Raw genomic sequence first — 15,900 nt, 5'->3', positions numbered from 1 at the left:
CCAGGGCCGCATCACCATGGCGGCGGCCAAGGTGTCAGCCGTGCGCCCGCACCTTCGTCAGCAGCTTGGTCGTCGAGCGGTCGTGCAGGAACGGGATGGCATAGGCCTGGCCGCTCCAGCTGCGCACCAGGCGGGTTTCTTCCAGCGTGTCGATGTCGTAGTCGCCGCCCTTCACGTAGATGTCCGGACGCACCAGGCGGATCAGTTCCACCGGGGTCTGCTCGCGGAACATCGCCACCAGGTCCACCGATTCCAGCGCGGCCAGCAGGGCCATGCGGTCCGCTTCGTGATTGAGCGGACGGTCGTCGCCCTTGCCCAGCATCTTCACCGACGCGTCGCTGTTTACGCCCACCACCATGCTGGCGCCCAGTTCGCGCGCCTGGGCCAGGTACGTGGCGTGGCCGCGATGGAGGATGTCGAACACGCCATTGGTAAAGACCAGCGGACGCGGCAGCGCGGCCACGGCGGCGTGCAGCGCGGCGATGTCGTCGGCGGGTACCAGCTTGGATTCGAAGGCGGGTGCGGTCATGGATCGGGTCGGAAGAGGGCGGCGGCGCCCAAAATGAAAAACCCCATCGTAGCCGACGGGGTCTCGTTGCAGCGGCTGGAACCGGAAAATCCGTCAGGCCTGGGCGGCCTGCAGGTTTGCGTTCAGTTCCTTGCGGTAGCGGTTCAGGTCCTGCACCGATTCGAACGTGCGCTCGAACAGCAGCGACATATTGTGCAGAATCCGCTCGATCACCTTCTTTTCCCAGACCTCGTCGAAGCGGATCTGCTCGTCGAGCCAGTGTTCCAGCCAGTCCGGGTCCGGCAGGCGCGACTGCACGGTGTCGTTCGGGAACAGCGCCTTGTTCACGTGCAGGTTGGTCGGGTGCAGCGGCTTTTCCGTGCGGCGGGCCGATGCCATCAGCACGCCGATCTTGGCGAAAGCTGCGCGGGCGTTGTCGCCGAACTGGTGCAGGTACTTCTTCATGTAGCGCAGGTAGGCGCCGCCATGGCGCGCTTCGTCCTGCGACAGCGTGCGGTAGATGTGCTTGATGACCGGTTCCGAGTGCCATTCGGCGGCGCGGCGGTACCAGTGATTCAGGCGGATCTCGCCGCAGAAGTGCAGCATCAGCGTTTCCAGCGGCGGGGCCGGGTCGAACTCGAAGCGCACGGCGTGCAGTTCCTCTTCGGTCGGCACCAGGTCCGGGCGGAAGCGGCGCAGGTACTCCATCAGCACCAGCGAATGCTTCTGCTCTTCGAAGAACCAGATGCTCATGAAGGCCGAAAAGTCGGAGTCGTGGCGGTTGTCGCGCAGGAACATCTCCGTGGCGGGCAGGGCCGACCACTCGGTGATCGCATTCATGCGGATGGTCTTCGCCTGGTCGTCAGTCAGCAGGCTCGGGTCGAAGGTATCCCAGGGGATGTCCTTGTCCATGTGCCAGCGGACCGCTTCCAACGATTTGAACAGTTCGGGGTAGAGCATGCTAAGCCTTTGAAATTACGGGCGGATTCTACCAGACAAGAATCATTCTCGAATGTTTTCTCTACTCCGTTTTAGCCCTGATGCGATGGATTGCATAGGCGGAGCGCCTGGCAGGCGTTGAAAATGTAGCGGCTACGACACTTCCGACATTTCCTGTGCCGTGGGCCTGGTTTCCGGCACCACGCCGTACAGGAAGGCGGCAATCTCGTCGGCCTGCGCGGCCGCGTCGCGTTCGCCCAGCGCCAGCAGCGCCTGCGTGAATTCGGGCTCGAACAGCAGGTAGCTGGCGAACGCGGCGCCGCGTGCCTCGGTGCCGCCCAGCGGCGACAGCAGCGCGCGCACGGTGCGCGGCAGCCGGTGCAGGTGCTCGGCGGCAATGGCCTCGATGGGTTCGCTGGGCGAGACGGTCATCACCTGCACGGGGCGCCAGCCTTCGGCATCGTTGGCCATCTCGGGCATGCGCGACAGCAGCCGGTTGATATGCATGAGCCGTTCGATATCGGCCTGCAGGCCATCGAGGAAGATGCTGGCCAGCGCCTGGCCACCCACTTGCGCCAGCGACGGGTAACCGCCTGAGGGCACCGTATCGAACCAGCCCGCGCGCTGGCGCGACGCCGCGCCGATGGCCAGGATGCGCGAGGCGCCCAGGTGGATGGCCGGCGACAGCGGCGACATCTGCCGCATCGTGCCATCGCCGAACCATTCGTGATGGCCTTCGATTTCCAGCGGCATGGCCGGGAACAGGAACGGGATCGACGACGAGGCCAGCAGGTGATCCACGCCAATGGCGGCCTCCACGGCCAGCCGCTGGCTGCGCTGCCACGGATGGATGCGTCGGTGCGACTGGTAAAACGTGATGTGGCGCCCGGTGCTGTACGACAGCGCCGTCACGGCGAACGCGTGCAGCGCGCCGCTGTCGAGGCTGGCCTGTACCCGCCCCGGTTCGAACAGTTCGGTCAGGAAGCTGCCCAGGGGCGCGTTGTCGAACAGCGCGCGCGGTGCGCGGCGGGTGATCCAGCCGAAGGCCAGCGAGGACAGCCAGCGCGCGCCCGACACACCCATCTGGACCGCATCGGTCCGGTACACGTCGTCGGCATGCAGGCTGTGCCAGAGCGCCGCCAGCGTGTCGGCCGCGGTGCGGAAATCGGCCGCGCCGGTAGCCAGCCCGGCGCCATTGATGGCCCCGGCCGACGTGCCGGCAATGATGCCGAACGGCAGCGGGCAGTGGTCCAGCCCATGGCGCGCGGCGATCTTTGCGATGCCTGACAGCACGCCGGCCTGATATGCGGCGCGGGCGCCGCCGCCCATCATCACCAGCGCCGTGCTCTGGCGCTGGCTGGCACGTGCGAAGGCGCTGGCGGGCGAGGCCGTGGTCACTCGGAGCCGTCCTCGGGCGCGTCCGGCGTGCCGGTGTGGGATCGGGTGGCGGCACCCTTGGCCGGCGCCTTGCCTGCGGCGCCCTTGGCCGTACCCGTTGCAGCGGCCTTCTTCGATGCAGGTTTCCTTGCCGCTGGCTTCTTCGCCGCGGCCTTGCCCGCTGCAGGCCGGGCCTTGCCATTGGCGTCCGGCTTGCGCTGCGCGGGCGGATCGCCTTTCACGCCGGGCTCCACGCCCTCGGCACCGGGGGCTGCCCCCGCGCCGAAGCCAGCCATGCCGGCAAATGGCGTGGCGCCGGCTGCCGCGGCACTGGCGGCCGCTGCGCTGCTGGCGATCTGCGAGAACTGCTGCTGCAGCAGGTTCCACCACAGCGACGCGTTGGGCGGCAGCGGGGCCGCGCCGGGCTGGGCCGATGCCGCGTCGCCGTCAGCCGGGGCCGGGGCCGCGGCCTCGGCGGCTTCCGCGCCGTCGGGCGGCGCGTCATCGTCGTCCGGCTCGTCGTTTTCGGCGTCGGCCTGTGCCTCGGACACGGTCTGGCCCGTGCTGAACGGGTGGTGATGCTGCGGGGGATGCGCGCTGGGCGCGTTGGCGGCGCGGGCGACGTTTTCCATCGCGTTCTGCATGGCCTCGGGCGACAGCGCGTTGCCGAACGTCTGCAGGGCGACCAGCGTGGCCCGCTGTACCTCCAGGCCCTGGATGGTCGTGCGCAGCAGGTTCGCGTTCAACTGCAGCCAGCTTTCCACGGCCTTGAGGTCGTGGATGCGCTTGTCCACCTCGTCGAGATCCATCGGCGGCGTCATGGCGCCCAGGCCTGGCATCAGGCCGCCGGGCATGCCGCTGCCGGTGGCCCAGAGCTTGCGCAGGAACTCGAAGCTGTTGCCGAAATCGGGAATCTGTCCAAACATGGTGCGGCACCCCTGTCGTGTGGGCCATCCGCGCGCAAGGGCGACGGCCGGTTACTGGAATTCGGGCGGCCGCTTCTGACGCAGGCTCGCCATGCCTTCGTGCACGTCGGGGCCGGCAAAGCCCATGAATTCGAGCGCCAGCGAGGTATCGAACGCGGGACCGGCCATGCGCAGCCAGTTGTTGAGCGCGTACTTGGTCCAGCGGATGGCGGTTTGCGACCCCGCCGCGAGACGGTTGGCCACCTCGAACGCCTTGGCCACCAGTTCGTCTTCCTCCACCGCCAGCGATACCAGGCCGATCCGCTCGGCTTCCTCGCCGCTGACCGACTCGCACAGCATCAGATAGTACTTGGCCTTGGCCATTCCGCACAGCAGGGGCCACACGATGGCGGCATGATCGCCGGCGGCCACGCCCAGGCGGGTATGGCCGTCGACGATGCGTGCGGTCTTCGACGCGATCGAGATATCGGCCAGCAGCCCCGCCACCAGCCCCGCGCCCACCGCCGGGCCGTGCATGGCGGAGACGATCGGCTTGTCGCAGTTGATGACGTTGTAGACCAGATCGCGGGCCTCGTGCCAGACCCGCGTGCGGGTTTCGAAATCGTTGGCCATGTCCTCGACCAGCGCCAGGTCCCCGCCGGCCGAAAATCCCTTGCCTTCGCCACGGATCAGGGCCACCCGGATGTCGGGATCGGCCGAGACGTCGCGCCAGATCTCGGCCAGCTCGCGGTGCATGTTGGCGTCGGCCGTGGCCAGCTTCTGGTTGGCCGACTGCGCCGCGCCCATGATCACTTCCAGGACCGGGCCGTGGCGGCGCAGCGTCAGGGCCTGGTAGCGGGCCAGGCGGGGGGAGAGCGTGTTGGCGTCGGCGGTCATGGGGCGAATTCCGGAAAGAAGGCGCCGGCAAGGGCGCGGGGCAAGGCGATGATCCGGTCGATTTCCCGACCGGGCGGTCGGGAAATTATAGGCGCAACCGTGCGGTGTGCCGCAAGCCGGGTTTGGCCCGATGCGCCCGCCCGCGGCGCCGGCTGGCCGCCCCGGTCAGCGGGCCGCCACCACCTGGTCGATGGCGCCGAAAATCGACTTGCCGTCGGCATCGAACATCTCGATGCGCACGGCGTCGCCGAACTTCATGAATTCGGTCTCGGGCTTGCCATGTTCGATGGTCTCGATCATGCGCTTTTCGGCGATGCAGGCGTACCCCTTGCTGCGGTCGACGTTCGAGATGGTGCCCGAGCCGACGATGCTGCCGGCGCGCACATTGCGGGTCTTGCAGATGTGGGCGATCAGCTGGCCGAAGTCGAACACCATGTCGGTGCCGCAGTCGGGCGCGCCCACCTTCTTGCTGTTCCAGTGCACGATCATGGGCCGATGGACCTTGCGGTCGCGCCAGGCGTCGCCGAGTTCGTCGGGCGTGACCGCCACGGGCGAGAACGCGGTGGCCGGCTTGCTCTGGAAGAAGCCGAAGCCCTTGCCCAGTTCGGCCGGAATCAGGTTGCGCAGCGACACGTCGTTGGCCAGCATCACCAGGCGGATGGCCTCGGCGGCCCGCTCGGGCGTGGCGCCCATGCGCACGTCGCCGGTGATCACGGCCACTTCGGCCTCGAAGTCGATGCCGAACGCCTCGTTCGGGCAGACGATGTCGTCCTGCGGACCGATGAAGTCGTCGGACCCGCCCTGGTACATCAGCGGATCGGTCCAGAATTCGGGCGGCATCTCGGCGCCGCGCGCGCGGCGTACCAGTTCCACGTGGTTCACGTAGGCGGAGCCGTCCGCCCACTGGTAGGCGCGCGGCAGCGGGGCCATGCAGTCCTTCGGCTGGAACGGGAACGGATGGCGCGCCCGGCCTGCGTTCAGCGCGTCGTACAGGTCCTGCAGCTGCGGCGCGTAAAAGGGCCAGTCGTCCAGCGCGGTCTGCAGCTTGCCGGCGATTTCGGTGGCAAAGTGCGCGGTCTTCAGGTCACGCGAGACAACGACCAGCTGGCCGTCGCGCGTACCGTCCTTCAGGGTGGCGAGTTTCATGCGAAATCGAACATTGGCGGGAATGAATGGCCGGTAGTCTACCGGAGCGGCCCGGGCTGGCCGCGGGCCGCGTATAGAATGGCCGGCATCACATTCCTGTTTCCCGAGCTGCGCATGACCGCTGTGGACGATGACGATTCCCGCGACGACCTGGCACAAGAGGATGGCCGCGACGACGCCAAACGCGCCGGCATCCAGTCCATCGAGGTGGGATTCCGGCTGCTGCAGGCGCTGGCCGCATCGCCGCGCGCGATGATGCTGCGCGACCTGGCCGCCGCCGCCGGCATGAGCCCGGCCAAGGCGCATCGCTACCTCGTCAGTTTCCAGCGCCTGGGTGCCGTCACGCAGGACGCCGTGAGCCAGCGCTACGACCTGGGGCCGTTCGCGCTGCAGCTTGGCCTTGCCGGGCTGAACCGGCTGGACCCGGTGCGCAAGGCGCGGCCCATCCTGTCGCAACTGCGCGACGAGATCGACCAGACCGCCGGCATTGCCGTGTGGGGCAACCATGGACCCACCATCGTCCACTGGGAAGAATCGAGTCATCCGGTCAGCGTGAGCCTGCGGCTGGGCGATGTGATGCCGCTGCTCAATTCCGCCACGGGCCGGCTCTATGGGGCGTACCTTTCCCGGCGCCAGACGCTGCCGCTGATCGAGCGCGAACTGGCCACGCGCGGCGATGCCGCCCTGCCCGACATGCCCGCGTCGCTGGCCGACTACGATGCCATCTGCGCCGACGTGCGCAAGCGCGGCGCGGCGCGTACGCGTGGCGGCGTGCTGCCGGGCATCAATGCCATCTCGACGCCGGTGTTCGACGCCAACGGTCATTTGGCGATGGCGCTGATCGTGCTGGGCGCGCAGAGCGTATTCGATGCAGAATGGGGCGGCGCGGTAGACCGCCGTGTGCGCGATATCGCGCGGCAGATTTCGTCGGAACTTGGTTATCTTGGCGACAGCCAGCCGTCCGCAAGGGACGGAGACCCCTCATAAGCGTCCACGGCGCCTGCGCCGATGGATGGCGGTGATCGCACTGGTGGCGATCGTGCACGCGCTGTTGCTGTTCAGCCTGGTGCGCGTGCCGATCCCGGCATTGCCCGATCCGCGCGAGACGCCGCCGGTCGAGGCGGTGCTGCTGCCTCCGCCCAAGCCCCCGGCGCCGCCCGCCCCGCCGCGTCCGGCGCCAAAGCCCGCGCCGAAGACCCAAACGCCCGTTCCAGCCCCCGAACCTGCCAGGGAGCCTGCCGCGCCCGCGCTGGCCACGGCCGAGAGCGGCGATACCTCGGCCAGCACGGGCGCCGGCGGCACCGGCACCGCCAGCCCCAGCGCCCAGCCGGCGCCGGCCGAGACGCCGGCACCCCCCGCGCCCCCCGCGCCCCCCGGGCCGCGCTATATGGCCCCCCCTTCGGTCACCCTGCGCTACGCCAGCTTCGTCAACGGCGTGCAAAACCCCGACGGCATCATCCGATGGGAACAGGACGGCAAGCACTACAGGCTGGCCGTTGAAACGCGCGTGCTGTGGTTCCGCTTTGCATTCCAGAGCAGCGGCGACATAACCGATCGCGGACTGGCACCCACGCGCTACGAGGAAGCGCGCCGGAGCAAGGTGGAAGTGGCACGCTTCGACCGCACGGCCAATACCGTGGTGTTTGAAACGCGGGGCGGCCAGGTGCCGATGCCCACCGCCTTCCAGGACCGCTTCAGCATTTTCCTGCAGCTGGTGGGCTGGGCGCGCGGCGACCCGCAGCGTTATGCCACGCCGGGTGTGGTGGAGTCGTTCAACGTGGCGGACACCCGCGAAGTCGAGCCGATGCAGGTCCAGTACGTGGGCGAAGAAGATATCGACATCGGCACCGACGTGGTGCGCGCGCGACACTTCGTGAGGCTTGCGCGTCACCCCAATGACAAGCGGCGCGTGGAAATCTGGCTGGCGCCGTCGCTGAACTGGATGCCTGCGCGGCTTCGTCAGACGGAGCCCGATGGCACTCAGATCGATCTGGTCTATCGTAGTAGTGAAGGGCGGTGATGCCGTAGCCGCGGTGACACGTGTTGACCACGCGGGAGACTGAAACATGCCTGACACATTGGCGCAGCGAATACGGGCTGGCGACGTCCAGCTGCAGGCGCGCATCGATGGCCGGGAAGGGCCATGGGTGGTCCTGATGCATGCGCTCGGTGCGAATCTGACACTGTGGGACGATACCGCCCGTCATTTGTCTGACCGCTATCGCGTGTTGCGCTTCGACCTGCGCGGCCACGGCGGCAGCGACGCGCCAGTGGGCGCCTACACCATGACCCGGCTGGCGGACGACGCCGTGGCGCTGATGGACGCGCTCGACATCGGACAGGCCCATGTCTGCGGCGTATCGGTTGGCGGCATGGTGGCCCAGACGCTGGGGGTACGCCATCCGGACCGCCTGCTGTCGCTGACCCTCGTGGACACGATCGACCATACGCCGATGGAAGCCCACCCGATGTGGGCCAACCGGATCGGACAGGCCGAGGCCCATGGCATGGCGGGCATGGCGCCGGCGACGATGGAACGCTGGCTGACGCAGCCGTTCCGCGCGCAGCATCCCGACCAGGTGGAACGTATCAACCGGATGCTGCTGGCCACGCCCGTGCAGGGTTTTGTGGGCGTGGCGCAGGCCATCGTGGCCTTCGACCTGGCGGACGCGATCGGCCGTATCCATTGTCCGACCCTGGTGGTGACAGGGGATCAGGACGAAGGCGCGCCGGTTTCGATGGCCCAATCCATTGCACGGAAAATTCACGGTGCGAAGCTGGAGGTACTACCCGACGCCGCGCACCTGTCGTTTATCGAACAACCGGAACGCTTCCATGCGATCTTCGATGCGTTCCTGGGGCATGCGGCATGTGGCGGGCAGTGTGATATTCCGTAACGCCATTGGGAAGATCGCAACACAGTAATGTCAGGCGCTCAAGAAACTTGCGGCGGGCGCCGATGCCCAACATAGGAGGGAAGCAACGGCACGCAAAGGTTCGTCCGGGCAGCAAAAACTTGAATTACGGACGACTACCCTCAGCTTGGAGAGGAAATCGCGTCATCCCGGCAGGCTTGGGACCGGCGCCAACCATACGCCAGGAGGTAGTGCGATGCAAATGATCTACAACAGCGACAACTATTGCATTGTCGAGTTTGGCGCAGATGTCGAGCATGCGACCCTTGCCTCGGGCGGCTACGAAATCGTCGACAAGAACCTGAAACGCGAAATTTTCCTCGGCGGTCATATGGCCGAGACCTTCCGCGCCGACGTGACGCGTCTGATCGAAAGCGAGCCATCCGTGGAGGAAGTCGACGAGTTTCTGGGCAAGTTCGACACCGTCATGAACAATCCGCTGGTGATGCACTGAGCATTGCCGGCACGGCCCGAACGAAAGCCGCCCGCTTGCCAAGCGGGCGTTTTTTATTGGCGCGCCAGGGCGGCGGGGTGCTTCAGTATTGCTCCCACGGCAGCCCTTCGTGCCGCCAGCCGTTGACGGTATTGCGGTGGCGATGGGCGTCGAGATCGCCCTCGAAACCGTGCAGCACGTTGTAGACGGTGGTGAAGCCGGCCCCCTCCAGCGCGCGGGCGGCCGCCGACGAGCGGTTGCCGCTGCGGCAGATCAGCACCACGGGGCGCGCCGATACCTGTCCGGCCAGTTTCTTCACGGCCTGGACGAAGTGCGGATTGACCTCCCAGTCGGGGCCGTCGTTCCAGGGCACGTTGTGCGCGCCTTGCGGATGGCCGACGAACAGGTATTCCATCTCGCTGCGGCAGTCGATAAACAGCGCATCGGGCTCGGAGCCGAGCAGCGCCAGGGCATCGTTGGGGCTCAAGTGTTGCATGGGAACTGACGAAAATCGGACGAAAGCGAACGATAGCCGACCGGACCGAAGGTTGGTTCGTGGCGAATACGTCTCCTAGTGTAGGCGCGCTGTCTCCGGCTGACAACCGCGCCGGGCGCAGCGGGCCGGGGCCGGGCGCCCGCCCGCAATCCCTTGATCTACCTGATAAAATCGCCCTCTTGCCCAAATTTGCGCATTCGGCCCGACGGCCGGGCGCGCGCATCACGACCAGGCCCCACCATGAGCGCAGTCCATTCCGCCCCCCGCCCCTATACCCGGGCCGCCAGCCTGCCCCGGCTGCTGCGTGAACGCATCCTGATTCTCGACGGCGCCATGGGCACGATGATCCAGCGCTACAAGCTGGGCGAGGCCGAGTACCGTGGCACGCGTTTCGCCGACCATCCGGTCGATGTGAAGGGCAACAATGAACTGCTGCTGCTGACGCGTCCGCAGGTCATCAGCGAGATCCACGAGCAGTACCTGGCCGCCGGCGCCGACCTGATCGAGACCAATACCTTCGGTGCCACCGGCGTGGCGCAGGAAGACTACAAGATGGCGTCGCTGGCGTACGAGATGAACGTCGAGGCGGCCCGCCTGGCGCGCGCTGCCTGCGACAAGTACAGCACGCCCGAGAAGCCGCGCTTCGTGGCCGGCGCATTCGGCCCGACGCCGAAGACGGCCAGCATCAGCCCCGACGTCAACGACCCCGGCGCGCGCAATATCACCTTCGAGGAACTGCGCGATTCGTATTACGAACAGGGCAAGGCGCTGCTCGAAGGCGGCGCCGATGTGTTCCTGGTCGAGACGATCTTCGACACGCTGAATGCCAAGGCCGCGCTGTTCGCGATCGACCAGCTGTTCGAGGACACCGGCGAGCGCGTGCCCGTGATGATCTCGGGCACCGTGACCGACGCATCGGGCCGCATCCTGTCGGGCCAGACCGTGGAAGCGTTCTGGAACAGCCTGCGCCATGCCAGGCCGGTCACGTTCGGCCTGAACTGCGCGCTGGGCGCCACGCTGATGCGCCCGTACATCGCCGAACTGGCCAAGGTGTGCGACGCCGCGGTGTCGTGCTATCCGAACGCCGGCCTGCCGAATCCGATGAGCGACACGGGCTTCGACGAAACGCCCGATGTCACGTCCGCGCTGGTGGAGGAATTCGCCGCCTCGGGCCTGGTGAACCTGGTGGGCGGCTGCTGCGGCACCACGCCCGATCACATCGCCGCCATCGCCCGCCGCGTGGCCGACAAGACGCCGCGTGCCTGGCCGGGCCAGTATCGCGAAGACGCCGAACAGGCCGCCTGAACACATCGTACGCACCGAGCATTAGAGAAGACACATCATGAGCCAGAGCAAGCTGCCCCCGCGTCCGATGCGCCTGTCCGGCCTGGAGCCGTTCCTGATCGATGACGACACGCTGTTCGTCAACGTCGGCGAGCGCACCAACGTCACCGGTTCCAAGGCATTCGCCCGCATGATCCTGAACGGCCAGTTCGACGAGGCGCTGGCCGTGGCCCGCCAGCAGGTCGAGAACGGCGCGCAGATCATCGACATCAACATGGACGAGGCGATGCTCGATTCCAAGGCGGCGATGGTCCGGTTCCTGAACCTGATCGCGTCGGAGCCGGACATCGCGCGCGTCCCGATCATGATCGATTCGTCGAAGTGGGACGTGATCGAGGCCGGCCTGCAGTGCGTGCAGGGCAAGGCCGTGGTGAACTCGATCTCGCTCAAGGAAGGCGAGGAGCAGTTCCGCCACCACGCCACGCTGATCCGTCGCTATGGCGCCGCCAGCGTGGTGATGGCCTTCGACGAAAAGGGCCAGGCCGACACCTTCGAACGCAAGACCGAGATCTGCAAGCGCAGCTACGACGTGCTGGTGAACGAGGTGGGATTCCCGCCCGAGGACATCATCTTCGACCCGAACATCTTCGCGGTGGCCACGGGTATCGAGGAACACAACAACTACGCGGTGGACTTCATCGAAGCCACGCGCTGGATCAAGCAGAACCTGCCCTATGCCAAGGTGAGCGGCGGCGTGTCGAACGTGTCGTTCTCGTTCCGCGGCAATGACACGGTGCGCGAGGCCATCCACACCGTGTTCCTGTACCACGCGATCGAAGCGGGCATGGACATGGGCATCGTCAACGCCGGCCAGCTTGGCGTGTACGACCAGCTGGACCCGGAACTGCGCGAGCGCGTGGAAGACGTGGTGCTGAACCGCCGCGACGACGCCACCGACCGTCTGCTGGAGATTGCCGACCGCTTCAAGGGCGGCGGCCAGAAGAAGGAAGAGAACCTGGCCTGGCGCGGCACGCCCGAGGCGCCGGTGCCCGTGGGCGAGCGTCTGGCCCATGCGCTGGTGCACGGCATCACCACGTTCATCGTCGAGGACACCGAGGAAGTGCGCCAGCAGGTGGCGGCGCGCGGCGGCCGGCCGATCGAGGTGATCGAGGGCCCGCTGATGGACGGCATGAACATCGTCGGCGACCTGTTCGGCGCGGGCAAGATGTTCCTGCCGCAGGTGGTCAAGAGCGCCCGCGTGATGAAGCAGGCCGTGGCGCACCTGCTGCCGTTCATCGAGGAAGAAAAGCGCCTGCTGGCCGAGGCCGGCGGCGACGTGCGCGCACGCGGCAAGATCGTGATCGCCACCGTGAAGGGCGACGTGCACGACATCGGCAAGAACATCGTGTCGGTGGTGCTCCAGTGCAACAACTTCGAAGTGGTGAACATGGGCGTGATGGTGCCGTGCAACGAGATCCTGGCGCGGGCCAAGGTCGAGGGTGCGGACATCGTCGGCCTGTCAGGGCTGATCACGCCGTCGCTCGAGGAAATGGCCTACGTGGCCTCGGAGATGCAGCGCGACGACTACTTCCGCGTGAAGAAGATTCCGCTGCTGATCGGCGGCGCCACCACGTCGCGCGTGCACACGGCGGTCAAGATCGCGCCGAACTACGAGGGCCCGGTGGTCTACGTGCCGGATGCCTCGCGCTCGGTCAGCGTGGCGTCGAGCCTGCTGTCCGACGAGGGCGCGGCGAAGTACCTGGACGACCTGAAGTCCGACTACGACCGCATCCGCGCCCAGCACGCCAACAGAAAGGCTACGCCGATGGTGTCGCTGGCCGAGGCGCGCGCCAACAAGACGCCGCTGGACTGGAGCAGCTACGTGCCGCCGAAGCCGAAATTCATCGGCCGGCGGGTATTCCGCAACTACGACCTGTCCGAGCTGGCCAATTTCATCGACTGGGGCCCGTTCTTCCAGACATGGGACCTGGCCGGCAAATTCCCGGACATCCTCAATGACGAGATCGTCGGGGAGTCGGCTCGCCGCGTGTATTCGGACGGCAAGAGCATGCTGGCCCGCCTGATCCAGGGCCGCTGGCTGACCGCCAACGGCGTGATGGCGCTGCTGCCGGCCAACACCGTCAATGACGACGACATCGAGATCTACACGGACGAGTCGCGCAGCAAGGTGGCACTGACCTGGCACAACCTGCGCCAGCAGAGCGAACGCCCGGTGGTGGACGGCGTGCGCCGTCCGAACCGCTGCCTGGCCGACTTCGTCGCGCCGAAGTCGAGCGGCGTGGCGGACTACATCGGCGTGTTCGCGGTCACGGCGGGCATTGGCGTGGACAAGAAGGAGGCGCAGTTCGAAGCCGACCACGACGACTACAGCGCGATCATGCTCAAGGCGCTGGCCGACCGGCTGGCCGAGGCCTTTGCCGAATGCCTGCACCAGCGCGTGCGGACCGACCTCTGGGGCTACGACGCCGCCGAGACGCTGAACAACGACCAGCTGATCGCCGAGGCGTATCGCGGCATCCGCCCGGCGCCCGGCTATCCGGCCTGCCCGGAGCACACTGTCAAGGCGCCGATGTTCGAATTGCTGGACGCCGCCGAGATCGGCATGGGCATTACCGAGTCGCTGGCCATGACGCCGGCCGCGTCGGTGAGCGGTTTCTACCTGTCGCACCCGGACTCGACGTACTTCAGCGTCGGCAAGATTGGCCAGGACCAGCTGGACGACATGGTGGCGCGTCGCGGCGAAGACCGTACGACGCTGGAACGCGCGCTCGCGCCGAACCTGTAAGCCGCTTCGCTGCAGCTGTAAGCAGTTGCAATGACCGGGGCGCCGCGTAACAGCGGCGCCCCGGTTTTTTTATGGCCCGCGCCCGCTGCCGATAACACTGCGATGGCCGTTGAAACATAAGGAAAATACGATGAAATCGTTGGCCGGCCGGCGTGCATGGCGATCGGCAGGCAATGTTTGCAATGTCTTCACGACTGCTTACAGAAGCTGACAAGTGCTCACACCCGGCCCGGGCCGGCTCCATAGACTGGAACCCAGTTCACGTGACACCGCGTGAATGCCGCAGCGAATGTTTCGCTGCGGAGCATTCAGTAAAGGAGTCTCTCCCATGAAGAAGCTGCTGATCTCCCTGTCCGCCCTGTCGATTGCTGCCGCCTCGTCGTTTGCGATGGCCCAAGGCACTGGTGCCTCGGTTGGCACCCAAGCGGGCGTCGGCGCCTCCGTGAACGCCCCCTCGCAGAATGCCAGCCCGAATGCCGGGCTGAATGCCGGCGGCGCGGCCGGTGGCGCGGTGACCCCGGCCAGCCCGAGTTCGGCGGACCCGGGCAGCAAGGCCGGCCTGGGTGCGAAGTCGGGCGCCGACACCTCGCTGTCGTCGACCCCGACCGACAAGGAAAACAAGGGCAAGCACACCGGCCACGCCAAGGCCAAGTCGAAGAAGGGTGACCTGGGCGCCAATGCCGGAGCCGGCGCGGACGCCGGCACCAAGATCCAGTAAGCGCCGGACGGGATGCGGGCGGGCCCCTCCAGACCGCCCCATCCCGGCAGTATGCAAATGGACTGACGGACGCCTTCGGGCGTCCGTCTTGCATTTGGTGGAGCGTCACGTGGCAAGCGTCGCACTGCAGCATTTTCCGGCCGCCTGCGCCGGCGCGCGGCGCGGCGCCGCCCGGGTTGCGGATGTCGCCGTGGCGCGTCATGTCAGCCTGACACCGACATATTCGGCGTCGCGCCGGCACTACAATGCAGGAAACCGGCCCGGGCCGTGCTTCGGCAGGCGGGCCGCCCCCCTCACCGTGGAGACACCGATGATCCGCGTCTTGATCGCCGACGATCATGAGATCGTGCGTGCCGGTCTGCGCCAGTTCATTTCAGAGGAACCCGACATCAAGGTGACGGGCGAAGCCGCCAGCGGCGACGAAGTGATGGCGCAGTTGCGCGACAGCGAGTTCGACGTACTCGTACTCGATATTTCCATGCCGGACCGAAACGGCATCGATGTGCTGAAGCTGATCCGGCAGCGGTTGCCCAACCTGCCTGTGCTGATCCTGTCCACCTATCCCGAAGACCAGTACGCGATCAACCTGATCCGTGCCGGCGCGTCGGGCTACCTGACCAAGGAATCGGCGCCGGACGACCTGGTGAAGGCCATCCGCACGGTGGCCCAGGGCCGCCGCTACGTGAGCCCCACCGTGGCGGACCTGCTGATCGGCGGGCTCGACAAGCCGACCGAACAGCCGGTGCACCAGACGCTTTCCGAGCGCGAATTCCAGATCTTCTGCAAGCTGTCACGCGGCCAGTCGGTCTCGGTGATCGCCGACGAACTGTTCCTGAGCGTGAAAACCGTGAGCACCTACCGCTCCCGCATCCTGGAGAAGATGGGCATGAAGACCAATGCCGACCTGACCTACTACGCCATCAAGAACGGGCTCGTGGAATAGGGCGGACCTTGGATTTCTCGTGCCAGAACCGTTGATCGTCCATTTCTTCGCCTGACAGGTGCCAAGCGCCATGCCGGAGCAAGCCACGGCCTCCTCGAACCGTTCGCTGCGGGTCCTCCTGATCGAGGACTCCGAAGTCTTGCGGGGCATGCTGCTGGAATATCTGACGGCCTTTCCGTTCGTCGAGTCGGTGGACTGGGCCGATACCGAAAGCGGGGCGGTGAAGCTGGCCACCCATGGCCGGTACGATGTGTCGATCGTCGACCTGCAACTGCGCCAGGGCAATGGCATCAACGTGCTGCGCGAAATGCAGAAGGCCGGCCTGTCCGGCATCCGCATCGTCTACACCAACCATGCGCAGGTGTCGATGTACCGCCGTCAATGCACCGAGGCCGGCGCCGACTATTTCTTCGACAAGTCGCTCGAACTGGAGCAGGTGTTCCGCGTGATCGAGGACTACGCGACCTCCGCCTCCTAGCTTGCACTTGTGGATGGCCGTTTGACGAAGCGGGCCCACGCCCACGGCTTGTGAT

At 66.6% G+C, this 15,900-nt stretch carries 16 protein-coding genes; 9 read left to right on the top strand and 7 right to left on the bottom strand.

Annotated elements, in window-relative coordinates; genetic code table 11:
* Positions 1-34: 34 nt before the first annotated feature.
* The 6 genes from rfaE2 to AC3G88_RS16005 all read right to left on the bottom strand — a co-directional run bounded on the left by rfaE2 (position 35) and on the right by AC3G88_RS16005 (position 5,772).
* Complete coding sequence (gene rfaE2, locus AC3G88_RS16030; protein ID WP_488893517.1) at positions 35-529, bottom strand: D-glycero-beta-D-manno-heptose 1-phosphate adenylyltransferase; 495 nt, start codon at positions 527-529, stop codon at positions 35-37.
* Positions 530-622: 93 nt separating this feature from the next.
* Positions 623-1,468 carry a ferritin family protein gene (locus tag AC3G88_RS16025; RefSeq protein WP_153946162.1) on the bottom strand — a complete coding sequence of 282 codons (846 nt, stop codon included), beginning with the start codon at positions 1,466-1,468 and terminating at the stop codon, positions 623-625.
* Between the two features lie 132 nt (positions 1,469-1,600).
* On the bottom strand, positions 1,601-2,779 hold the full coding sequence (locus AC3G88_RS16020) for a patatin-like phospholipase family protein (protein ID WP_488771852.1): 1,179 nt from the start codon (positions 2,777-2,779) through the stop codon (positions 1,601-1,603).
* A 62-nt stretch (positions 2,780-2,841) separates the two neighbouring features.
* Entirely contained in the window at positions 2,842-3,750 is a 909-nt protein-coding gene (locus tag AC3G88_RS16015) for a PhaM family polyhydroxyalkanoate granule multifunctional regulatory protein (protein WP_488893516.1), read from the bottom strand.
* Between the two features lie 51 nt (positions 3,751-3,801).
* On the bottom strand, positions 3,802-4,626 hold the full coding sequence (locus AC3G88_RS16010) for an enoyl-CoA hydratase/isomerase family protein (protein WP_153946161.1): 825 nt from the start codon (positions 4,624-4,626) through the stop codon (positions 3,802-3,804).
* 165 nt (positions 4,627-4,791) lie between these two features.
* On the bottom strand, positions 4,792-5,772 hold the full coding sequence (locus AC3G88_RS16005) for a fumarylacetoacetate hydrolase family protein (RefSeq protein WP_488771550.1): 981 nt from the start codon (positions 5,770-5,772) through the stop codon (positions 4,792-4,794).
* Positions 5,773-5,886: 114 nt separating this feature from the next.
* Here AC3G88_RS16005 and AC3G88_RS16000 point away from each other — a divergent pair, with 114 nt between their 5' ends.
* The 4 genes from AC3G88_RS16000 (at position 5,887) to AC3G88_RS15985 (ending at position 9,141) form a co-directional block, all read left to right on the top strand.
* A complete protein-coding gene (locus AC3G88_RS16000) occupies positions 5,887-6,759 on the top strand; it encodes an IclR family transcriptional regulator (protein ID WP_488893679.1) in 873 nt (290 codons plus the stop codon).
* A gap of 25 nt (positions 6,760-6,784) precedes the next feature.
* Complete coding sequence (locus tag AC3G88_RS15995) at positions 6,785-7,792, top strand: DUF3108 domain-containing protein (protein WP_488893515.1); 1,008 nt, start codon at positions 6,785-6,787, stop codon at positions 7,790-7,792.
* A gap of 46 nt (positions 7,793-7,838) precedes the next feature.
* Positions 7,839-8,669: a 3-oxoadipate enol-lactonase gene (pcaD, locus tag AC3G88_RS15990; RefSeq protein ID WP_488771548.1), complete on the top strand. Its 831-nt coding sequence runs from the start codon at positions 7,839-7,841 to the stop codon at positions 8,667-8,669.
* A gap of 214 nt (positions 8,670-8,883) precedes the next feature.
* Complete coding sequence (locus AC3G88_RS15985; RefSeq protein WP_061956410.1) at positions 8,884-9,141, top strand: BTH_I0359 family protein; 258 nt, start codon at positions 8,884-8,886, stop codon at positions 9,139-9,141.
* Positions 9,142-9,223: 82 nt separating this feature from the next.
* On the opposite strand, the gene AC3G88_RS15980 is transcribed toward AC3G88_RS15985, so the two are convergent.
* A complete protein-coding gene (locus tag AC3G88_RS15980; RefSeq protein ID WP_488771547.1) occupies positions 9,224-9,616 on the bottom strand; it encodes a rhodanese-like domain-containing protein in 393 nt (130 codons plus the stop codon).
* Positions 9,617-9,856: 240 nt separating this feature from the next.
* Between AC3G88_RS15980 and AC3G88_RS15975 the strand changes: the two genes are divergently transcribed.
* The 5 genes from AC3G88_RS15975 to AC3G88_RS15955 all read left to right on the top strand — a co-directional run bounded on the left by AC3G88_RS15975 (position 9,857) and on the right by AC3G88_RS15955 (position 15,845).
* Positions 9,857-10,921, top strand: coding sequence for a homocysteine S-methyltransferase family protein (locus AC3G88_RS15975; RefSeq protein ID WP_153946156.1), 1,065 nt, complete (start codon positions 9,857-9,859; stop codon positions 10,919-10,921).
* 37 nt (positions 10,922-10,958) lie between these two features.
* The gene (metH, locus tag AC3G88_RS15970; RefSeq protein ID WP_488893514.1) at positions 10,959-13,706 is read left to right on the top strand and encodes a methionine synthase; all 2,748 of its coding nucleotides are present in this window, start codon (positions 10,959-10,961) and stop codon (positions 13,704-13,706) included.
* A gap of 328 nt (positions 13,707-14,034) precedes the next feature.
* Complete coding sequence (locus tag AC3G88_RS15965) at positions 14,035-14,424, top strand: hypothetical protein (protein WP_488771544.1); 390 nt, start codon at positions 14,035-14,037, stop codon at positions 14,422-14,424.
* 310 nt (positions 14,425-14,734) lie between these two features.
* On the top strand, positions 14,735-15,367 hold the full coding sequence (locus AC3G88_RS15960) for a response regulator (protein ID WP_061956399.1): 633 nt from the start codon (positions 14,735-14,737) through the stop codon (positions 15,365-15,367).
* Between the two features lie 70 nt (positions 15,368-15,437).
* Positions 15,438-15,845, top strand: coding sequence for a response regulator (locus AC3G88_RS15955; RefSeq protein ID WP_488893513.1), 408 nt, complete (start codon positions 15,438-15,440; stop codon positions 15,843-15,845).
* The last annotated feature ends 55 nt before the right edge of the window (positions 15,846-15,900 follow it).

The organism is Cupriavidus sp. 86D6, assembly GCF_057815095.1.
Note: the sequence above shows the minus strand (reverse complement) of the source record. Positions and strands in the feature narration are given on the sequence as shown.